Origin of the sequence: Methylopila sp. Yamaguchi (genome assembly GCF_002897035.1) — a bacterium.
Lineage (GTDB): Bacteria > Pseudomonadota > Alphaproteobacteria > Rhizobiales > Methylopilaceae > Methylopila.
This window is the reverse complement of sequence record NZ_BAUX01000013.1, coordinates 27,874-47,415: the sequence shown is the minus strand read 5'-3', so window position 1 is coordinate 47,415 and position 19,542 is coordinate 27,874. Positions and strand designations below refer to the sequence as shown.

Annotated in this window: 19 protein-coding genes and 2 pseudogenes; 3 read left to right on the top strand and 18 right to left on the bottom strand. The window is 66.3% G+C overall.

What is annotated here, in order from left to right:
• Nucleotides 1-21: 21 nt before the first annotated feature.
• Both METY_RS21445 and METY_RS15210 read right to left on the bottom strand, forming a co-directional pair.
• A pseudogene (locus METY_RS21445) lies at nt 22-120 on the bottom strand (LysR family transcriptional regulator); the annotation flags it as partial.
• 26 nt (nt 121-146) lie between these two features.
• Nucleotides 147-710, bottom strand: coding sequence for a TetR/AcrR family transcriptional regulator (locus tag METY_RS15210; protein WP_200819699.1), 564 nt, complete (start codon nt 708-710; stop codon nt 147-149).
• A gap of 102 nt (nt 711-812) precedes the next feature.
• On the opposite strand from METY_RS15210, the pseudogene METY_RS15205 reads away from it, so the two are divergent.
• Nucleotides 813-983: pseudogene (locus METY_RS15205) on the top strand (amidase); the annotation flags it as partial.
• Nucleotides 984-1,272: 289 nt separating this feature from the next.
• Here METY_RS15205 and METY_RS15200 read toward each other — a convergent pair.
• A complete protein-coding gene (locus METY_RS15200) occupies nt 1,273-1,725 on the bottom strand; it encodes a YybH family protein (RefSeq protein WP_160147362.1) in 453 nt (150 codons plus the stop codon).
• 131 nt (nt 1,726-1,856) lie between these two features.
• Nucleotides 1,857-2,738 (bottom strand): LysR family transcriptional regulator, encoded by an 882-nt coding sequence (locus tag METY_RS15195; protein WP_103122240.1) that lies wholly within the window; start codon nt 2,736-2,738, stop codon nt 1,857-1,859.
• A 156-nt stretch (nt 2,739-2,894) separates the two neighbouring features.
• Here METY_RS15195 and METY_RS15190 point away from each other — a divergent pair, with 156 nt between their 5' ends.
• Entirely contained in the window at nt 2,895-3,542 is a 648-nt protein-coding gene (locus METY_RS15190) for a hydrolase (protein WP_103122239.1), read from the top strand.
• 616 nt (nt 3,543-4,158) lie between these two features.
• Here METY_RS15190 and METY_RS15185 read toward each other — a convergent pair.
• The 10 genes from METY_RS15185 to METY_RS15140 form a co-directional block, all read right to left on the bottom strand.
• On the bottom strand, nt 4,159-4,986 hold the full coding sequence (locus tag METY_RS15185) for a hypothetical protein (protein WP_103122238.1): 828 nt from the start codon (nt 4,984-4,986) through the stop codon (nt 4,159-4,161).
• 472 nt (nt 4,987-5,458) lie between these two features.
• Nucleotides 5,459-6,601, bottom strand: coding sequence for an acyl-CoA dehydrogenase family protein (locus tag METY_RS15180; RefSeq protein ID WP_103122294.1), 1,143 nt, complete (start codon nt 6,599-6,601; stop codon nt 5,459-5,461).
• Between the two features lie 25 nt (nt 6,602-6,626).
• Nucleotides 6,627-7,850 carry an ABC transporter substrate-binding protein gene (locus METY_RS15175; protein ID WP_103122237.1) on the bottom strand — a complete coding sequence of 408 codons (1,224 nt, stop codon included), beginning with the start codon at nt 7,848-7,850 and terminating at the stop codon, nt 6,627-6,629.
• Nucleotides 7,851-7,916: 66 nt separating this feature from the next.
• Entirely contained in the window at nt 7,917-8,909 is a 993-nt protein-coding gene (locus tag METY_RS15170; protein WP_103122236.1) for a branched-chain amino acid ABC transporter permease, read from the bottom strand.
• Nucleotides 8,909-9,796: a branched-chain amino acid ABC transporter permease gene (locus METY_RS15165; RefSeq protein WP_103122235.1), complete on the bottom strand. Its 888-nt coding sequence runs from the start codon at nt 9,794-9,796 to the stop codon at nt 8,909-8,911. Before METY_RS15165 ends, METY_RS15170 begins: the two co-directional genes overlap by 1 nt.
• Nucleotides 9,797-9,798: 2 nt before the next feature.
• The gene (locus tag METY_RS15160) at nt 9,799-10,542 is read right to left on the bottom strand and encodes an ABC transporter ATP-binding protein (RefSeq protein ID WP_103122234.1); all 744 of its coding nucleotides are present in this window, start codon (nt 10,540-10,542) and stop codon (nt 9,799-9,801) included.
• The gene (locus METY_RS15155; protein WP_103122293.1) at nt 10,535-11,323 is read right to left on the bottom strand and encodes an ABC transporter ATP-binding protein; all 789 of its coding nucleotides are present in this window, start codon (nt 11,321-11,323) and stop codon (nt 10,535-10,537) included. The genes METY_RS15160 and METY_RS15155 overlap by 8 nt, the downstream gene beginning before the upstream one ends.
• A gap of 61 nt (nt 11,324-11,384) precedes the next feature.
• A complete protein-coding gene (locus METY_RS15150; RefSeq protein ID WP_103122233.1) occupies nt 11,385-12,977 on the bottom strand; it encodes an acyl CoA:acetate/3-ketoacid CoA transferase in 1,593 nt (530 codons plus the stop codon).
• Nucleotides 12,974-13,738: an enoyl-CoA hydratase/isomerase family protein gene (locus tag METY_RS15145; protein ID WP_103122232.1), complete on the bottom strand. Its 765-nt coding sequence runs from the start codon at nt 13,736-13,738 to the stop codon at nt 12,974-12,976. The genes METY_RS15150 and METY_RS15145 overlap by 4 nt, the downstream gene beginning before the upstream one ends.
• Nucleotides 13,735-15,063, bottom strand: coding sequence for an FAD-dependent oxidoreductase (locus METY_RS15140; protein WP_103122231.1), 1,329 nt, complete (start codon nt 15,061-15,063; stop codon nt 13,735-13,737). The genes METY_RS15145 and METY_RS15140 overlap by 4 nt, the downstream gene beginning before the upstream one ends.
• A gap of 142 nt (nt 15,064-15,205) precedes the next feature.
• Between METY_RS15140 and METY_RS15135 the strand changes: the two genes are divergently transcribed.
• Complete coding sequence (locus METY_RS15135) at nt 15,206-15,877, top strand: GntR family transcriptional regulator (RefSeq protein WP_103122230.1); 672 nt, start codon at nt 15,206-15,208, stop codon at nt 15,875-15,877.
• A 52-nt stretch (nt 15,878-15,929) separates the two neighbouring features.
• Here METY_RS15135 and METY_RS15130 read toward each other — a convergent pair whose 3' ends face one another.
• From METY_RS15130 to METY_RS15115, 4 genes are read right to left on the bottom strand one after another with little or no spacing between them, the layout of a single operon-like run.
• Nucleotides 15,930-16,679 (bottom strand): aspartate/glutamate racemase family protein, encoded by a 750-nt coding sequence (locus METY_RS15130; protein ID WP_103122229.1) that lies wholly within the window; start codon nt 16,677-16,679, stop codon nt 15,930-15,932.
• Between the two features lie 4 nt (nt 16,680-16,683).
• Complete coding sequence (locus tag METY_RS15125) at nt 16,684-18,033, bottom strand: amidohydrolase family protein (RefSeq protein WP_103122228.1); 1,350 nt, start codon at nt 18,031-18,033, stop codon at nt 16,684-16,686.
• A 4-nt stretch (nt 18,034-18,037) separates the two neighbouring features.
• A complete protein-coding gene (locus METY_RS15120) occupies nt 18,038-18,853 on the bottom strand; it encodes an amino acid ABC transporter ATP-binding protein (RefSeq protein WP_103122292.1) in 816 nt (271 codons plus the stop codon).
• Between the two features lie 5 nt (nt 18,854-18,858).
• Nucleotides 18,859-19,512, bottom strand: a complete 654-nt coding sequence (locus METY_RS15115) for an amino acid ABC transporter permease (RefSeq protein ID WP_103122227.1) — start codon at nt 19,510-19,512, stop codon at nt 18,859-18,861.
• Between the last annotated feature and the right edge of the window lie 30 nt (nt 19,513-19,542).

Below are 19,542 nucleotides of genomic sequence, written 5' to 3'. Positions count from 1 at the left end.
CAGATACGTCGCCCGCGACCTCCTTCTCACCTCCGCGATCAACGCGCGTAGCCACCGGTGGGCTGGGTCGCGGCGGTAGCGGACGTGCCAAGCCATCTCGACTGGGAAGGTCCCGAGCTCGTTGGCGCCGCCACGCCGCGACTCAGTTAGGCGGGAAGAAGCCCTGTAGTGCGGTAGACATCGATCAGCGCGTCGTACAGCGAGACGTCAGCTCGGCTTCGCGCCATGAGCTGGGCGCCGGAGACCGCGGCGAAGATGGCGCGCGCTCTCCGTTCGCTCTCCCCGGGGGGAGCAAGCTTAGCGGCCGAGATCAATTTATCGAGCCAAGCTACGTTGACATCTGCGAAGATCAACACCTCCCGCTTTACGGGATCGGGCAGGTCGTCGAACTCGGCCGCCATGAAGCTACACAAGCAGATCCGATTGTCGTTTTGGAGCGCCCAGCGGAAGGTTTCGGGATAGCGGCGCAGGGCCTCAAGCGGATCCGACGACTCGTTTGAGATCTTTTCAAGCGCGGCGGCCGAGTCCTCCCAGTATCGCTTGGCCACCGCCGCCCCGAGTTCGGCCTTACTCGGGAAGTGGTGGTAGATGCTCGCAGCCTTGATCCCAACGTCCGCCGCGAGATCGCGGAAGTTCATTCCGTCGTAGCCGTGCGCTTGCGCGATGCGCGTCGCGGCCGCCAGGATCGCCTCGCGAGAGTTCGTGGTCACCATTCGCCTCCAATCAACCTAACGATCGTTAGATAGCCCTTGACGAGACGAATGTCACGCTGTAGCTCCTATCCCTAACGAACGTTAGATAGGAATTTGGCCATGACCAACGAACTCACGTCTTTTGACGCCACTAAGCTCGCCCACATGATCCGCACCCGCGAGGTATCGCCTGTCGAAGTGGTCAAGGCCCATCTCGACCGCATCCAGGCTGTCGACCCGAAGATCAACGCCATCGTCACGGTCGCGGGCGGCGCGATCGAAGCGGCGAAGGCCGCTGAGGCCGCCGTGCTCGCGGGCGACGAGCTCGGCCCGCTTCACGGCGTGCCTTTCACCGCGCCGGACTGGGAGAGGGTCATAGGAAATCTCCTTCTGAGTCTTGGAATTTCAGGCGAAAGCTGCGCCTCAACCGCCAGATCGTCCCGGGTGAAGAGTTCCGACGGCGGCTCTGGCGTGAACACGAGACAGCGCTCGGCGATCGCGATCTTCGAGCCCTTGCGGGCGGCTCCGGCAGCGCCGGCGCGGCGTTCGAAGGATCGGCGAAGCGGCCCTGGAGCGGCCTTTATCGGGGCGGCGGGTTCGTCGACGAGAAGCTGTAACGCGCGATCTTCCAGGCGTCGTCGTCTTTGCGGAACACGAACAGTTCGTGGTTGGCGTCGGCGACGCGGTCATTTGTGGCGTTCACGGTCACGAACCCGGCCGAATGCGTCCTGACGAACGCCCAATCTGCCGCGACCTGAACGATCTCGTCGACATGCAGCTCGGTGTCGAACGCGATCGCGTGGAAGATCCCGTTGTAGGCCCCGAGCACCGCATCGAGGCCGACCGCCGAAGGGCTGTTGGGGGCCATGAAGACGCCGTCGGACGCGAAGACCGCCATCACCTTGTCCGTGTCGGAGGCGTTCAAGGCCGCCTCGTAGGCTTCCAGCGCTCCCTCGATCTTGGCGCGGTCCGCCTCGGACGCAGCTGAAGATCCGGTCGCAGCCTTGTCGGCCGTCACTGCCAGCGACTTCATGAACGCTTCCTCGCCTTTGTTGGATGATTGGCCTTCGTCGGAGCCATACATCGCCGCTTGTTCCGCGAGTAGCATCGGGGTTTGCGCAACTGTGTCGCGATTTGGGGAACGCCCGTCCGACGCGGGCCGCCTCAGGCCGTCTGTCGGTAGTGGCCGTAGCATTCGATCAGCATGTCGGTGAGCACGCGGATCTTCCGCGAAGGGTTCTGGCCTGGAGGCCGGATGACGTAGATGCCAAGTTCCGGCGGCGGAAAGTTCGGCATGACCTCCACCAGCGCGCCGGATGCGAGATGATCGAGGATCAGGTCGGCCGGAAGACCTGCGATGCCGAGACCAGCCAGCGCGGCCGAAACAAGCGCCGTGCCGTTGTCGGCTTTGAACCTGCCCTGCACGTTCATCGTCTTGATCTTGTCGCCGACGATGACGCGCCACGTTTCCGTGCCTTGCATGACGCATTCATGCGTGACGAATTCTTCCGGCGTTTCGGGCGACCCATTGAGCTTAATGTATTCGGGGCTCGCGACCCACTTGCCGCAGATCGGCCCGACGAGCTTCGCGACCAGGCTGGAGTCCTCGAGGAAGCCGACCCGGATCGCGCAATCGTATCCCTCGCCGATCAGATCGACCTTGCGGTCGCTGTAGCTGGCGTGGATCCGCAATTGCGGGTGGCGCCGCCCCAGTTCCGCAAGGATGGGCGCGAGGTTCGTCGGGCCGAACGAAAGCGGCGCGGCGACCCGCAAAAGGCCGCGAAGCTCTCCTTCCGCTGAAATCGTCTCGCGCGCCGCTTCGATCTCGGCGACGACGCGGGCGGCGTGGTCCCGAAACGTCGCGCCGGCTTCGGTCAGCGCCGCGCCACGTGTCGTGCGGGCGAGAAGCTGGACGCCGAGATCAGCTTCCAACCGCAGCAGCCTGCGGCTGACGATCGATTTGGCGATCCCGAGCCGCTGAGCGGCGCGCGTGAGGCCGCCGGCGTCGGCCACCTCCACAAAGGTCTGCAGCTCTTCGATGTCCAAGGCGAGCGTTCCCCGTTGCGCGACACAGTTGTGCCCAGACCAGCGCTACCGCGTCACGACAGGGGGTGACAACGTCCGGCCCAGGGCAGGCGCCGAGGCAATTGGCGCTTGTCTTCAAGAGATCAAGATCAGTTAAAAATAGACAGGAATGTAATCGTGGCATTTCGAAACGGACTTTCTTCGCTTCTTCGTCCTGAAGATTCTGTCCTCGTGCTGATTGATCATCAGCCTTATCAGCTGACCAATGTAAACAGTCACGATCCGCAGGTCGTCGTCAACAACGTCACCGCCCTGGCGAAGCTGGCCAAGGCCTTCAACGTCCCAACCATTTTAACATCCGTGCTGGCGGCTCGCGGCGGCGTCCTGTTCAAGCAGATCACCGACGTCTTTCCGGACGAAGACGTCATCGACCGAACCTGGATCAACACCTGGGAAGACCAGAGGGTCGTGGATCGGGTCAAGGCGACCGGCCGCAAGCAGCTGATCATCGCCGGCCTGTGGACGGAGGTTTGCGTCGCGATGCCCGTCATTCAGGCCCGCGGCGAGGGCTGGGACGTGTCCGTGATCACCGACGCGTCAGGCGGCGTCTCGACCGAGGCTCACGAGGTTGCCATCCAGCGCATGATCGCGGCCGGCGCGAACGTCATGACCTGGATGGCCCTCGCCGGCGACTGGCAGCGGGACTGGGCGCGCACCGAGCACGTCGAAGCGCTGACCGAGATCCTCATCGCGCATCTGGGCGGCAGCGGCATCGCCTATCTTTGGGAGCAGCAGCTCCTCAACACGCCGGTCCCGGCCGGCTGATCCGCGCCGGAGCGACGCTGCGCCTCGGCACGATCCAAAGTCGCCGTTTGGACGAGGCTTGTCGGCAAAGAGCGCGCGCAGATCTCCGGCCGCCTGAACGCGCCGGCCGCTGTCCAGTGTATGCGGCCAATCGATCACGCGCTTCGATACCGCATGCCCAGCTCTTTCCAGACGCGTTCAGATACACCTGATCGGTCTCTGGAGCGTCCATTCCGTGGAGCCGGACCTTCAAGCTGTAGATCACGACCGTGTCGCCGTCGACGATCCGCGGGTGACCGGACACGACGGACTGCGCCTGTGCATGGGACGCGCATCCGACGACAGCCAACACGGCCACCAAAGCACGCCAGCTCCGAGAATTCGAAATCGCGAAGGAGTTCATGCGCTCACTGTCCAGCGCCTTCCGGGCGGCGCACACGGATTGCGATTCGCCAACGCTCACGAGCGTCACCTGGCGAACGCCCATCTGTGAGCCGATCACCCGGCATAATCATCTGCCCGCCGGAAAGCGGCAGGACCGTCACGGAAGCGAACCGCGGATCCGACCTCAGGACGCCCGCGACCGAAACCACTCGGGCCATCCCCAAACCCGAATTGTCGCCGGAAACGAGGGAGTCTACCGAGGCTTTGCCGGACAGAACCTGGATGAGGCTCTTGTCGAGATTGAGGGCCGTGGCGACACTGGCTGCTCGTCAATGTGCCCGATCACCTCGACAACGCTCGCCTTGTATTTCTTGATGATGCCGACGACCTGCTCGGCGATCGACGTCTCGATCTGCGTCTTGAAGTCAGATGTAAGCTCCGCGCGGCCGGTGCCGAAGCTGTAGCCCTTCGCTTCGCTCAGATTGACGATCGGAGGCCAGTCATGCTCGCCGCCGTCCCTGCGCTTCGCCTCCTGCCCAAGCTCCGCCAATTCGACGAGCTCTGCTTTGGACGTAAAAGCGACGCTCTTACCTACGAGCTGGGATCGAAGCTCAGCTGCTTCCTTCACTGACGCTGCTATTTCGTTCCCGCTAAGGCCCTGCCTGATGAGCGTCTCGACGACGCGAATATCGTCCGGCTTCTGCAGAAGCTCCTCAGGCTGCAAGCCTGCAGCGGCCAGTCTCTGGACGATTGCATCCGACGCGACGAGCTTACGCCACTCGTCGTCCAGCTTCTGGGCCGCCTGCGCCGATTGACCACTCTGCGCCACCAGTCGCTGCAGGCTGGAGATTTCGGCGACTTTTTGGGCCTCCTGCGCTCGCGCTTCGCGCAGTGCGGAGTTACTCTGGGTTAGACGTGCGCTCATGAATGCCGCTACGGCCTCCGCTGCTGAAACCGATTTGCCCTCGTCGTTGTAGCGACCAACCTTCACGTTCTCGCCGTCCGGGATCACGAACACGACGGCAATCGAACTGCGATAGCCGCTGCGGCGGAGTTCCCGAGCCCACTGGAAGGTGATCATGAAATATGGGACGACCGGCACGCAATAGACGTTCGCCTCCGTCCCCCAAGTTTGAGGCTTCAGACCGCTTCGCAGCACCGCGCGCGCCAGACGAGCATCCGTGATGTGAAGAAATCGAGCCAACCTCAACCCTAGATAGCAGCCGAGCTGTTCAGTCGTCGTTCGGCAAGCAGCTCCATCTAGTAGGTTGACGTCGCCGACGATATCTCGTCCAGCTCGTTCGTCTCGGCGGGAGCCGCGCGCAACACGATCAGCGCATCATCAGGCAGCGGCCGCTGCCGCGCCTTCGCTTCCGCCCATCGGCACGACGCCTGCCGCTGTCGCTCGCCAGCCCAAACGTGGCGGCGGGCCGGCTGGCGCATCGAGGCGACGTGGATGCGCCCGCTACACCTTATTGAGCGCTCTATCTTTCTCGAGCCGCCTGCTCAGCGCCGGGTAACGTACGCCAACCCAAATAGCTCGATCGGTCTGTTCACGATGCCAGCTCCCGAGCAATGATCAAGCGTTGCACCTCGCTTGTGCCCTCGACGATCTGCAGAACCTTGGCCTCGCCTAAAAGCCCAGACACCTCGTACTCGTCGTACACGCCGTAGCCGCCATGCACCTGAACGGCGAGGTCGGCGATCTCCCCCGCCATTTCGCTGGCGAACAGCTTCGCCATGGACGTTTCAAGCCGGAACGGACGACCCGCGTCGGCGAGCACGGCGGCGTTCCGGACCATCAGTTCGGCGGCATGAATGTGCGTCATCGCGTCAGCAAGCGGAAAGGTAAGCCCCTGGTGTGCGAAAATTGGCTGCCCGCCGATCCGTCGCGTCGCGCCGTAGTCCCTCGCGAGCGCCAGCGCCTTGCGCGACAGGCCGAGCGCCGCGGCTGCGACGAGAATGCGGCCGAGGCTGAGGGTCGTCAGAATCTGCTTGAGGCCCTCGCCGCGTCCGCCGATCATCGCGCTGTTCGGCACGCGGCACTCGTCGAAGAACAGCTCCGCCGATGGGGCGATACGCCAGCCGATCTTGCGGTTCGCCTTGCCGACGTGGAAGCCCGGCGTTCCGACAGCGACGAGGAAGGTGGACAGCCCCTTCGGCCCAAGCTCCGGGTCGGTCACGGCGACGACGGTGGAGAGGCCGTGCAGCTCGGTCCCGGCGTTGGTGGAGAACACCTTGCTGCCGCTCAGCACCCAGTCGTCGCCGTCCGCCACGGCGCGCGTCTTCACCCCGGCCACGTCGGATCCGCCGTGGGTCTCAGTGACGCCGAAGGAGGCGATGATCTCGCCCCGGCAGAGCGGCCCCAGCCACCGTCGTTTCAGCGCGTCGGAGCCGAAGCGGGCGATGGCGGTCATGGGCGCGCTGTTGCAGAGGTAAATCGCGGCGAAGCCCGGCTCAACGGCGGCGAGCGTCTCGGCGACGACGGCGGCGCCGCGCACTCCGAGTCCGCCGCCATCGTGCCCGGGATCGTAGGCTGCCCCCATGTAGCCGAGCGCCGCGAACTCCCGGACGAGATCGACCGGGAACTCGTGGCGGTCCACGAACGGCTTGATGTGGGAGCGAAGGCGTCCCTCGGCGAAGGCGTCCAGCCCCTGCTTTAGCGCGCGTTCGTCCTCGTTCAGGTCGGCCAGCATCGCCATCTCCTTCTCGCGATCCGCATCACTGCGTGGCGTTGGTCCAGAGTGTGCAGCGCGACTCGGCCTTGGAGGTGGCGGCGTCCTCGCCCGGAATGACCTTGACGAGCTTGTAGTAATCCCACGGGTACTTGGATTCCTCGGGGGTCTTCACCTGCATCAGGTACATGTCGTGGACCATGCGGCCGTCCGGCCGGATGACGCCGTCTTTCACGAAGACGTCGTTGACCGGCGTCGCCTTCATCCGGGCGACGATGGTTTCGCCGTCGTCGGCGCCGGTCGCCTTCACCGCCTCCAGGTAGGTCCGGACCGCCGAATAGTCCGCGACCTGCAGCAGCGTCGGCATCTTGTTGGTGCGGTCGAAGAACTTCTTGCCCCAAGCGCGGGTCTCGTCGTTTAGGTCCCAATACCAGCCGTCCGTCATGTACAGGCCCTTGGCGACCTGAAGCCCGAGCGCATGCACGTCGGTCAGGTACATGTTCATGGCGACCAGCTTCATGGACTGCCCAACCCCGAACTCGTCGGCCGCCTTGATGGCGTTGATCGTGTCCGCGCCGGCGTTCGCCAGCGCCAGCACGTCGGCGCCGGACCCTTGCGCCTGGAGAAGGAAGGAGGAGAAGTCGGAGGCGCCAAGGGGATGCTTGATCGAGCCCGCCACCGTGCCGCCCTTCGCGGCGATGACGGCGCGGGTGTCTTTCTCGATCGAGGCGCCGAAGACGTAGTCCGCCGTCAGGAAGAACCAGCTCTTGCCACCGTCGGCGACGACCGCCGCGCCTGTGCCCTTCGATAGCGAGACGGTGTCGTAGGCGTAGTGGATCGTGAATGGCGTGCATTCCTCGTTGGTTAGGCGCGACGACGTCGAGCCGATGGCGATGAACGGCTTCTTCTTGTCCGCCGCGATCTTCGCGACGGCGAGACCGACGGACGAGTTCGGCCCCGCGATCACCATGTCGACGCCGTCGCGGTCAATCCATTCCCGGACCCGCGCCGCGCCGATGTCCGCTTTGTTCTGATGATCGGCGACGACGAACTCGATCTTGTTGCCGGCGACTTCCCCGCCGAAGTCCTCGATCGCCATGCGGACCGCCTCGGCGCCGCCGGAGCCGTCGGCGTCGGCGTACATGCCGGACATGTCCGTGATCAGGCCGATCTTGATCGTGTCGCCCGACACCTGGGCGGCGGCGGGCGCGTCTTGAGCCGCGAGGCCGAGCATGGCGGCGCCGGCGAGCAGTCTGGCCTTCGAAATCATTGTGTTCCCTCCCAGGGATGGTGCAGAGGATCGCCCGGCGGCCTGGCGCCGCTCTTGAGGGCGGCATTACAGAGGCTTGCGGATGAATTTGGCGATCAGCCCCACGACGCCCTGCCGGAACAGCAGCACGCAGACGACGAACACGACGCCCTGGATGATCGTCACCCAGGCGCCGAACTGGGCGAGGTAGTTCTGCATCGTGACCGTCACGAGCGCTCCGACCAGCGGGCCGAAAATCGTCCCCATGCCGCCGACCAGCGTCATCAGCACGACCTCGCCGGACATGGACCAGTGCACGTCGGTCAGCGTAGCGAGCTGGAAGACGAAGGCCTTGGTGGCGCCGGCGAGCCCGGCGAGCGAGGCGGACAGCACGAACACCGCGAGCTTGTACTGGGACGCCCGATAGCCGAGCGAGATCGCGCGCGGCTCGTTGTCCCGGATCGCCTTCAGCGCCTGGCCGAAGGGCGAGTGGATGATCCGGTAGACCAGCGCCAGCGCGCCCAGAAACACGATGGCGACGAAGACATAGAGCGCGCGGTCGTCGGACAGGTCGATCAGGCCGAACAGCTTGCCGCGCGGGACGCCCTGGATTCCGTCCTCGCCCCCGGTGAACGGCGCCTGCAGGCAGAAGAAGAACGCCATCTGCGCCAGCGCCAGCGTGATCATCGAGAAATAGATGCCCTGCCGTCGGATCGCGAGCGCGCCGAACACAAGGCCGAGCAGGCCGCCGACGAAGGTTCCGAGCAGGATTGCGAGCTCGGGCGTGAAGCCCCAGACCTTGGCCGCATAGGCGGCGGCATAGCTCGCCATTCCGAAATAGGCGGCATGCCCGAATGAGAGCAGACCGCCGTACCCCAGCAGCAGGTTGAAGGCGACCGCAAACAGCGCGAAACACATCACCTTCATCAGGAACACGGGATAGAGCGCGAAGGGCGCCACGACGAGCAGCGCCGCGAGCCCGATGAAGATAGCGCGATGGAGCGCGGCGGCGTCGCGGCTCGCGCCGCCCGTGGCGGGAATGCGAGCCGGAGCGGCGGAGCCGCTTGCGATGTCGACCATTAAGCGGTCCTTCCGAACAGGCCGGCGGGTTTGACGAGCAGCACCAGGGCCATGATCACGAAGATCACGGTCGCCGAGCCCTCGGGGTAGAACACCTTGACCAGGCCTTCGACGACACCGAGGCCGAAGCCGGTGACGATCGCGCCGAGGATCGAGCCCATGCCGCCGATCACGACCACCGCGAAGACCACAATGATGATGTCGGCGCCCATGTTGGGATTAACCGACAGTACCGGGGCCGCGAGCACGCCGGCGAAGCCCGCGAGCGCCACGCCGAAGCCGTAGGTCAGCGTCAGCAGCAGCGGCACGTTCACGCCGAAGGCCTGAACCAGCGCGGGGTTTTCGGTGGCGGCGCGGAGATAGGCGCCGAGCTTGGTCTTCTCGATCGCGAGCCACGTCGCCAGGCAGACCGCGAGCGACGCCACGACCACCCAGCCGCGGTAGGTGGGCAGGAACATGAAGGGCAGCCGGTGCCCGCCCGAGAGCTCGGCGGGGATCGCGTAGGGCAGGCCTGACGCGCCGAAGTGGTTGCGGAACAGCCCCTGAACGATCAGCGCGACGCCAAAAGTCAGCAGCAGGCCGTAGAGGTGGTCGAGCTTGTAGAGACGCGCGATCAGCACGCGCTCCAGCAGCACGCCGGACAGACCCACGAAGACGGGCGCGATCAGCAGCGCCGGCCAATAACCGACGCCGGCGTAGTTCAACAGCATCCAGGCGACGAAGGCGCCCATCATGTATTGGGCGCCATGCGCGAAGTTGATGATGTTCAGCAGGCCGAAGATGACCGCGAGGCCGAGCGACAGTATCGCGTAGAAGGAGCCGTTGATCAGGCCCAGAAGAAGCTGTCCCGAGAGCGCTTGCAGCGGAACGCCGAAGAGCGTCGCCATGGTCAGACCCCCAGATAGGTTTTGAGCTTGCCGAGATTGGCGTCGAGGTCGGCGTTCGGGATGGTGTCAATGACGCGTCCCTGCTCGATCACCACGTGGCGGTCGGCGACGGTCTGGGCGAAGCGGAAGTTCTGCTCGACCAAGAGGATGGTGAAACCCTCTGTCTTCAGCATTCGCAGGGTCCGGCCGATCTGCTCGACGATGACGGGCGCTAGGCCTTCGGTCGGCTCGTCGAGCAGCAGAAGCTTCGCGCCGGTGCGAAGGATGCGGCCGATGGCGAGCATCTGCTGCTCGCCGCCGGAAAGCTTCGTTCCCTGGCTGCCCGCGCGCTCCTCGAGGTTCGGGAACAGCTCATAGATCTGCTTGAGGGTGAGACCGCCCGGCTTCACCTGGGGCGGAAGCGTCAGATTCTCGGCGACAGTCAGGCTGGCGAAGATCCCCCGCTCTTCCGGCACATAGCCCACGCCAAGCCGGGCGATCAGGCGGGACGGCATGGCGATCGCTTCGACGCCCTTGACCGTCACCGAGCCCCTACGCCGTCCGAGGATCCCGATGATCGCGCGCAGCGTGGTGGTCTTGCCGGCGCCGTTACGCCCCAGCAGGGTGACGACTTCTCCGGGCTTCACGTCGAAGCCGACGCCGTGCAGCACGTGGCTTTCGCCGTACCAGCCCTCCAGGTCGTCGACGGAGAGCAGGGGTGCCGCAGACGCGGGCACGGGCCTCTCGGCCAGGAGCGCCTCAGGCATGACCGGCTCCGATGTAGGCTTCGATGACGCGGGGATTTGTGGAGACCGTCGCGTAGTCGCCTTCGGACAGGACCTGGCCGCGGGCGAGCACCGTGATGCGGTCGGACAGCGAGGCGACCACCGACAGGTTGTGCTCGACCATCAGGATCGTGCGGTTGCGTGAAACCCGCTTGATGAGGGCGGCCGTGCGGTCGATGTCCTCATGGCCCATGCCCGCCATGGGCTCGTCCAACAGCAGCATGTCGGGCTTCAGCGCGAGCGTAGTCGCGATCTCGAGCGCCCGCTTTCGCCCATAGGAGAGTTCGACCGCGAGATGTTCCGCGTAGGCGGACAGGCCGACGTCCTCGACCAGCGCGAGCGCGTCCTGGTCGAGGGCGTGCAAGACGCTTTCCGACCGCCAGAAATCTAACGACGAGCCGCGTATCCGGCGCTGGAGAGCGATCCGGACGTTCTCTTTCACCGTGAGGTTAGGGAACACCGCAGAGATCTGGAACGAGCGCACCAGTCCGAGCCGCGCGACGTCCGCGGGCTTCATCCGCGTAATGTCGCGGCCCATGTAGCGGATCACGCCGCCGGTGGGCGTCAGGAACTTCGTCAGAAGGTTGAAGCAGGTCGTCTTGCCCGCGCCGTTGGGCCCGATGAGCGCATGGATGGTCCCGCGCCGCACGGCGAGGTCGACGCCGCTCACCGCGCTGAAGCCGGCGAAGTTTTTGCTCAGGCCTTCGGCCTGCAGCACGATCTCGCCGCCGGCCGAGCCGGTCGCGTCGTCAGTCGGTCTGATTTCGGGCACCGTTCCTCCTCGCTCCGGATGGGTCCAGAGTCATTGTTTGGGCGTGCGGTCGTCAGCTTGCGGCGCGCAGATCCTCCGCTTGCGAGAACAGCTCGCGGCTCATCTCGCGGAGGCCGGCGCGGTTAACGCGCGGAGCGAAATCCATCTGGCCGAGCACGTCGCGATCCAGATCCACGCCGGGCGCGATCTCCGTCAACGTCAGGCCCTCTTTGCGGTATTCGAACACGGCGCGCTCGGTCACGATCAAGGCGGTCTGGCCACGCTCGCGCACGCCGCGGGCGACGGAATAGGTCACGCTCTCGACCGCGGGCGCGAATTTCTTCACCCGGCCCTCGGACAGGATCTTGAGCCGGCCGTTCTCGAACGCCACGGACAGGCCATTGGTCGTGAAGGTGCCTGTGAAGACCAGGCGCTTGGCGTTTTCGGCGATGTCGATAAAACCGCCCGCCCCGGGATTGGCCGCGCCGAATTTGCTGACGTTGACCACGCCGGCCGCGTCGAACTGCGCGAAGGCCAAGGCCGCGAACGGACAAAGGCCGCCGTCGATGACGTCGAACTGATAAAGCCCGTCGATGATGGCGTCGGGGTTGACGTTGGCGGAGAACTGCCACCCGGACATCACCACGCCGCCGTAGGAGCCGTGCTCGGTCGTGAACCAGTAGTCCTTCATGGCGCCGCCGTCGAAGAGACCCCGCTCCGCCATCACGAGCGGGACGTCGGCGGCCGCGCCGAAGCCGAAGATCGAGAGCTCGCGCTTCCGAACCTCGCGCGCCGCGCGCGCGGCGATCACCTTGTCGGGGCTCATGGCCGGCCGGGGCAGACGGTCGAGGGGCATCCGGGCGCCGCCGAAATAGGCCGGCTCGTACTCCGTCTCGCTCGCCATCATCATTTCGGCGTCCACCACCACGGCGTCGACGAACATGCCGGGGATGGCGACCGCGCTGGCCGCCCGCGTGTCGGCCGGCATGATCCGCCGAACCTGCGCGATGACACGGCCCCCGCTCGCCTTCGCGGCGAGCGCGAGGCCGATGTTGGCGGACGTCAGCGGCTCATCCTCGAACGACAGGTTGCCGTGCTCGTCGGCGCTCGACGCGCGGATGATCGCAACGTCGATCTTCCAGGTCGGGTAGTAGAGCAGCGTCTCGCCGTCGATCTCGACGCGGCGGACAAGGTCTTCGGTCGCGCGGGCCGTGAACTTTCCGCCGCCGAGCTCAGGATCGATGTAGGTGCCGAGACCGACGCGGGTGAGATAGCCCGGGCTGTTCCGCGCCACTTCGCGGAGCCAGTGCATGGAGGCGCCGATTGGCCAGGAATAGGCCTCGATGGCGTTCTCCCGGATCAGCCGCATGAGTTCCGGCCGCTTGCCGGTCACCGGATCGACCGGGTTGATGTAGGAGCCCGAAACGATCCGCTTCATCAGACCCACCTGGGCCAGATGATCCATGCCCTTGATGGCTTGGGCGTCCCCGGTGCCGACCGGGAGATACACCGTTAGGTCGCGAGGCGCTCCGGTGTCGCGGAAGCGGTCGCCGAGCGCCTTCAGCACGGCGTCGGGAGTGATCCAGCCGATGACCCCGACCGAGGCGACGGTCGAGCCGTCGCGGATGGCTGCGACCGCGTAGGCGGCGTCGACGATCTTGCTCATGCTTTCACCGTGAATCGAGAGAGCGTCGCCTTGGCCTCAGCGCTTTCGCAGTCGTGCGCGAACAAGCGTGAGGCGACGTGATCGAGGCGCTCGCCATCGGCGGAAGCGAACGGCTCGAAGAAGCGTTTGACCGACGCGACCGCGTCAGCCGGTTGTTTGGCGAGCCTTTGCGCGACCTCGGTCGCTCGCGTCAGCGCCTGGCCCGCGTCGGCGAGTTCGTCTGCGACGCCCAGCCGGTGGGCCTCGACGCCGTCGATCGGATCGGCGGCCCAAGTCAGAAGACGGGCTCGCACCGGACCGACCCGGGCGATGAGGGCGCCCAGGCCCCACGGCGGCGTCCAGCCGTTCGCCACCTCAGGCAAATGCCAGCGGGCGTTCGAGGCGGTGACCACCGCGTCGCAGGAGGCGGCGAGAATGAACCCGCCGCCGAGCGCGAAGCCTTCGACGGCCGCGACCACCGGCTTCGAGAGCATCCCGATCTCGCGCGCCACAGCGGCGGTCGCCGCCTCGTGGGCGCACATGTCCGGGACGCTCAGGCCGCCGAGCTCCTTCAGGTCACTGCCGGCGCAAAACGCGGGCGGCGCGCCGGTGAGCACGATCGCGCGGACGTCGGCATCCTGGTCGGCGGTGTGAAGCGCTGCGCGAAGCGCCCGCATGGAGTTGACGCCGAGCGCGTTGCGACGCTCGGGGCGGTTCAACGTCAGCACCGCGACCGCGCCGTCGCCCGTGCGCGAAACCACGGCCGATTCACCGGCGCTCATGCCTCGAGCCTCGCGCCGTCGGCGTTGAGGAGGAGTCGAAGATCGACGCCAGCGATCGACCGCGGCGCGACCTTGTCCCTGACGACGATCGAGGCGGCGAGGCCGACCGCATGGCCGTAGGCGAAGCACTGGGCGGTCACCCGCGCCGAGGCGACGGCCTCATGCTGGGCCGAGAGGCAGCGGCCGGCGGCCAGCAGCCCCTCGCCCCGCTCGGGAACGAAGCAACCGAACGGCACCTCGTAGAAATCGTCGAGCAGCCATTCGACCCGCGGCTTGTCGCCGGAGTGCAGTTCGATCGGCCACGGCGATCGCGCAATCCCATCCACGAATTTCGTGCCCTCGACGACATCGGCGTTCCGAAGGGTCTCGACGCCCGCAATCTGGCGACTCTGTCGAACCCCGACCTGGACGCCGGTGTCGTTGACGAAGGCGCTCTCGCAGCCGACCACGTGGTCGCGGAAAAACCGCGCGTACTCGCGCATTTGCCTGCGGCCCTGCAACTCCGCCTCGGTGAAGTCGCGCCAGAACAGCGTGTTGAGTTCGCGACCGGCCTCGCCGATCACCCGTGTGCAGTTGCACAGAAGCTCGCCTGGGCGGGTCGTCTGGAACAGCCAGATCTTGGCCCGCGGCAGGTCGTAATTGCCGGCGTTGTGCTGGGCCCGGATCATGTCCGAGATCCGCTGTGGCATGATCGTGTCGGCGCCGTACTCGGCCGCAAACCGCGCCACGTCGACGCCGAGCATCCGGAAGATCATCGTTGGGTTCTGAACCCGGCCGTCGTCCCCGACGACCGACGGAAAGCCGGCCATCGCGACCACGTCGGCGTCGCCGCTGGCGTCGATCACCAGAGGGGCGCGGGCGTCAATGACGCCTTCCTTCGTCCATATCTCGAGACCCTGGACGAGGTCGCCCTGCATGTGCGCGCCGAACACCACCGCATGGAAGATGATCCGGACGCCCGCCTCCGTCAGGAACGCGTCCGCGGCCTCGCGCCAGATCAGCGGGTCGTGCACGCGGGTCCAGGTCTTGCCGTAGACCACCGGATCGGCGAGCCCGCCCATCGCCTCGAGCCGGCGGCAGAATTCGTCGGCGAAGCCGAACACCACCTGCTTCGGCCCCGCGCCGCGCCGGTCGGTCGCCTCATAGAGGCCACACACGGTGCCCGACAGGCCCGCGACCGCCCCGCCGCCGCAAAATCCGTAGCGCTCGACCAGGGTCACATCGAGCCCCTGCCGCGCGGCGGTCACGGCCGCCGCAACTCCCGCCGCGCCTCCGCCGACGACCAGCACATCCGTTTCCAGACGCAAGCGCGGACGAGCGTCCATCGCAGCACCTCCCTCACTTCTTATCCGATACACTGCCGATATATCGGTTGAGCATCGGCTTACGCTTGTGCCGGCGAGCTGTCAACGGCTAGCTGGATCGGCCGCGATTTGAACGCTGCCGAGCCCGAAGGTGGAGACCGGAATGGCGGATGACCCACAAACGCCGCCGTCGCTGGCGGAGACGGCCTATAAGCGGATCGAGGAGATGATCGTCACCCGCGCGTTGAAGCCGGGCGCGATGATCTCCGAGAAGCGACTGGCGGACGAGATCCAGTGCGGCCGCACGCCAGTTCGCGAGGCGCTGCAGCGCCTGCGGATCGAGGGCTATATCGAAGTCCATCCGAGCCGCGGCGTGCAGGTCTCGACCATCGACGTCTTTCGCCAGTTCGAACTGCTTGAGGTGAGACGGCCGTTGGAGGACCTGATGGTTCGGCTGGCCGCGGATCGCGCGGTGGTTAGCCAGCGCGACCGGATGATTGAACTAGCCGCCGAGATCACCGCGGCTGCCGCCGACCGGGACCGCGGGGCGTTCCTGCGCGCCAACCGCGCGATCCACGAACTGCTGGCGCAGGCGGCGCACAACGCCATTCTCGCGGGCTCAATAGGCGCCCTGCACGGGCTTTCGCGCCGCTTCTGGTACGCCTACATCGAAGATCAGGATGTCTTCGAGGAGGCGGCCCGCCTTCACGCTGCCACGCTAACGGCGGCGGCCGATAGAGAGATTGAGAAAGCCTCGGGCCGGGCCCGAGACTTTCTCAACTTCCTTGAGGATTTGACGCGAAAAGCGCTGAGCGAGCGACTGCGGCACACCTGATCCCAAGGTGTTGCCCCAGCTTCGATGTGACGGTCGGTCGTACGCGCCAAGCTCACACGGAGCGATGCTCGATCCAGGCCCCAAGCGCCCGCGTCAATCCTGTTCCGGGCTTCGCTGGGGGCCGTGCGAAACGCCCCGCGCGCGCCGGGGTCGTCTGAAGGCGAGCGAGCAGCGTCGCCTGGCCGATCGCGGCGTCTAGAGGATCAATCAGCGGAACGGGAACGCGCGCCGCGACTTTGGCCGCGAAGCCGGTCAGCGGCGCGCCTGCGAGGATGACGGCGTCCGCCTTGTCGGTCTCGATCGAGCGCTGACATAGCTCGACCAACTGCGCCTCCAGTTCCCTCTGGACGTCGTTGATCGAGGCGAACGAAACGTCCGGCACGCGGATGCCTGCGCACCGGGCTTGAAGGCCGCTGAGCGCGACGGCGTCTTCGTACCAGGCGGTGAGCGTGGGGGAGAACGTCACGATCGAAAAGCGCTGCGCGAGCATGCAGGCCGTGAGCATCGCGGCTTCCGCCATGGCGGTCACGGGGAGGTCGAACAGCTCTCGCGCCGCAATCAGCCCAGGGTCGCCGAACGCCCCGATCACCACGGCGTCCACGCCGCTCTGATGCGCGGCGATCATCTCCAGCGTCGCTGCGCCGGCGATTACGGACTCCGCGCGACTGGCGATGTAGGGCATGCCTTGCGGCGCCGTCAGGGCCACAAGCTCGACGTCCGGCGCCAAGGAACGGGAGGCGCTCGCAACCATGCGTTCCGTCATTGCGACGGAGGTGTTGGGATTGATGAGGAGGATACGCATCCGCTCAGCCCCCGCGCGCCCGGGCCCACAGCGCCTCGATGGCGAGGGCGGCGTCACGGCGAACCGCGTCGGCGTCCACCCGGGTCGGCTTTCCGTCCATCACCATCAATTCGCCGTCCACGGCGACGACCTCCACGTCGCGACCCTGGGCGACGTGGACGAGGTTGCCGAGGGCGTTGGTCATCGGCGTGAGATGCGGGCGACGGAAATCGAAAGCGACGAAGTCCGCGCGCTTGCCGATCTCGATGCTGCCGATCTCGTCCTCGAGCCCCATGGCGCGCGCGCCCGCGAGGGTCGCCATTTCGAACACGGTCTCGGGCTGCCAGTCGGGCGTGACCGCGCCGAGCTGGATGCGACCGACCGCGAGCGCCCAGCGCATCACCTCCACCATGTCGGCGTGCATGTTGTCGGTGCCGAGCGTGAGCTTGGCGCCCGCGGCGCGGAGCCTGTGCGTCGGCGCGATTGTGGCTCCCGTCGCGTTGCCCTTGGCGATGTGGGCGACATGGACGCCGGCCCTCCCGATGCGGGCGATGTCGCCGTCGCTGACGTGGATGCAATGCGCAGCAGTGAGCCGGTCGTTCAGCAGGCCGACCTCGTCAAGCAGTTCGGGCGGGCTCATGCCGTCACGTTCGCGGATCCGGGCAAGTTCAACCTTGCTCTGCGAGAGATGGGTCGTCACCCGAAGCCCGGTGTCCTCCGCGACCCGCGCGATGCGCCGCAGGAAGGGCGTTGAGCATGTGTCGGGCGCATGCGCGGCGAGTTGCACTCCGATGCGGCCTCCGCTTTTGCCGTCGTAGCGCTCCGCCAGCGCGATCGCCTCGCCGAGCGTCTTGTCGCCGATAGCCTCAACATGATCCCAGCGCCCCACCGAGACGCCGGAGAAATCGACGTCGTGAATGCGGCCGCACGACCACACCCGGAGGCCGACGTCCGCCATGGCGGGCGTGACGACGTCGGCGTGCACGAAGGTGTCGTTGATCAGCGTGGAGCCGAACAGCAGCGCCTCCAGCGCGCCCAGCCGTGCGATTGCGTAGGCTTCGGCCGGCGTGACCATGTGGCCCTGCGGAATACCGGGCGTGTAGGCCGGCGCGAAGCCCAGGTCCTCCGCGACGCCGCGCACCATGCTGAGGTTGGCGTGCGTGTGCACATTGATCAGGCCCGGCGTGACGACGCGGCCGGGAAGATGAAGGCTGCGGCGGGCGCTGAGCGGCGCGGCGTCCGTTGTCGCGGCTTCGATCCGTGCGAAGCGACCGTCCGAGATCGCGACCACGGCGTCGTCGATGGCGTACGACGCCGGCGCTCCCGTGAGGACTGTCGCGCCGGTGACGACCAGATCATAGAGCGGCTCGGACATGGCGCTATCGATTCAGAATGTGGGAGAGGAAGCGCTGCGTCTTCTCCTCGCGCGGACCGGAGAACACGGCCTCCGGCGAGCCCTGCTCGACGATATGGCCGTCGGCCATAAAGATGAGCGTGTCGGCGGCGCGCCGCGCGAAACTCATCTCGTGGGTGACCACGATCATGGTCATGCCTTCGCGCGCCAGAGCGCCCATCACGTCCAAGACCTCGTGGACCAGCTCGGGATCGAGCGCCGAGGTCGGCTCGTCGAACAGGATCAGGCGCGGGTCCATCGCCAGCGCGCGGGCGATCGCAACGCGCTGCTGCTGGCCGCCTGAGAGCTGCGAGGGGCGCTTGTGCATGTGCTCGGCGAGGCTCACGCGGGCGAGTTGCTCCGCCGCGCGCGCTTCGGCCGCCTCGCGCGACAGGCCAAGCACCTTTCGCGGACCGATCGCCACGTTCTGCGCCGCGGTGAGGTGCGGGAACAGATTGAAGCGCTGGAAAACAAAGCCGAACCTGCGCCGCTGAAGAGCGAGCTGGGACTCGGTCAGGGGCGTCCAGCGCGCCGCTTCGCCCACATAGGCGCCGCCGATCGGCTCGCCCGCAAGCTCGATCGTGCCTGCGTCTGGGATCTCTAGATGGTTCAGGCAGCGCAGCACCGTGGTCTTGCCGGAGCCGGAAGGCCCGATCAGCACCATCGTCTGTCCCGCCATGACGTCGAACGAGATGTCCTTGAGGATCTCGCGCTCGCCGTACCGTTTGCGCAGTCCCCGCACCGAGAGCAACGGCCGTTCGCCAGCAAGCCTTGAGGGATCGGTTCTCGTTTCGAGGGGCATGGCGATCACCAGGCTGGGAGCCGCCGCTCAATCACCCGCGAGATCCACGAAAGCACGGAGATGATGGCGTAATAGTAGATGGCGAGAAGGGCGAAGATCTCGAGCGGTGCAAAGTGCGTGGCGATGATCGCCTGCCCCGAGCGCGTCAGCTCGTAGACCGAGATGACCGACAGCAGCGACGTGTTCTTCAGGAGGGTGATCACGTCATTCGTCAACGCCGGCATCATGGGCCGGATCGACTGCGGCAGCAGGACGTAGAGCAGGATCCTGCCCTGCGTCATGCCGATCGACTTGGCGGCTTCGGTCTGGCCCTTCTCGACCGCCCCGACCGTGCCGCGCACGACTTCGGCGACATAGGCGGCGCAATTGAGCGACAGCGCGATCACGCCCGACCAGAACTCGCCAGGACGCCAGCCCATGAGCGGCAGCCCGAAGAACACGATGAAGATCTGGATGAGCAGGGGCGTGCCGCGGATGAAATCCACATAGGCGAGCACTAGCCAGCGCGTCCACCGCCATCCGCCGAGCGAGACGAGGCCGAGCGCTACGCCTCCGGTAAGGCCGAGCAGCGCCGCAAGCGACGCAATCCTCAGCGTCGTCACCGTGCCTTCGGCCAGTAGGGGGATGGCCATCTCGACGACGGCCCAATCTATGGTCATTGAATCGCATCCGCGATCGGCTGGCGGGGA

Excerpts from the sequence above, each read along its gene's own strand:
- METY_RS15200 (WP_160147362.1), bottom strand. The coding sequence starts at position 1,725 with ATGAAGTCGCTGGCAGTGACGGCCGACAAGGCTGCGACCGGATCTTCA.
- METY_RS15185 (WP_103122238.1), bottom strand. The coding sequence starts at position 4,986 with ATGATCACCTTCCAGTGGGCTCGGGAACTCCGCCGCAGCGGCTATCGC.
- METY_RS15180 (WP_103122294.1), bottom strand. The coding sequence starts at position 6,601 with ATGCTGGCCGACCTGAACGAGGACGAACGCGCGCTAAAGCAGGGGCTG.
- METY_RS15175 (WP_103122237.1), bottom strand. The coding sequence starts at position 7,850 with ATGATTTCGAAGGCCAGACTGCTCGCCGGCGCCGCCATGCTCGGCCTC.
- METY_RS15170 (WP_103122236.1), bottom strand. The coding sequence starts at position 8,909 with ATGGTCGACATCGCAAGCGGCTCCGCCGCTCCGGCTCGCATTCCCGCC.
- METY_RS15165 (WP_103122235.1), bottom strand. The coding sequence starts at position 9,796 with ATGGCGACGCTCTTCGGCGTTCCGCTGCAAGCGCTCTCGGGACAGCTT.
- METY_RS15160 (WP_103122234.1), bottom strand. The coding sequence starts at position 10,542 with ATGCCTGAGGCGCTCCTGGCCGAGAGGCCCGTGCCCGCGTCTGCGGCA.
- METY_RS15150 (WP_103122233.1), bottom strand. The coding sequence starts at position 12,977 with ATGAGCAAGATCGTCGACGCCGCCTACGCGGTCGCAGCCATCCGCGAC.
- METY_RS15145 (WP_103122232.1), bottom strand. The coding sequence starts at position 13,738 with ATGAGCGCCGGTGAATCGGCCGTGGTTTCGCGCACGGGCGACGGCGCG.
- METY_RS15140 (WP_103122231.1), bottom strand. The coding sequence starts at position 15,063 with ATGGACGCTCGTCCGCGCTTGCGTCTGGAAACGGATGTGCTGGTCGTC.
- METY_RS15135 (WP_103122230.1), top strand. The coding sequence starts at position 15,206 with ATGGCGGATGACCCACAAACGCCGCCGTCGCTGGCGGAGACGGCCTAT.
- METY_RS15130 (WP_103122229.1), bottom strand. The coding sequence starts at position 16,679 with ATGCGTATCCTCCTCATCAATCCCAACACCTCCGTCGCAATGACGGAA.
- METY_RS15125 (WP_103122228.1), bottom strand. The coding sequence starts at position 18,033 with ATGTCCGAGCCGCTCTATGATCTGGTCGTCACCGGCGCGACAGTCCTC.
- METY_RS15120 (WP_103122292.1), bottom strand. The coding sequence starts at position 18,853 with ATGCCCCTCGAAACGAGAACCGATCCCTCAAGGCTTGCTGGCGAACGG.
- METY_RS15115 (WP_103122227.1), bottom strand. The coding sequence starts at position 19,512 with ATGACCATAGATTGGGCCGTCGTCGAGATGGCCATCCCCCTACTGGCC.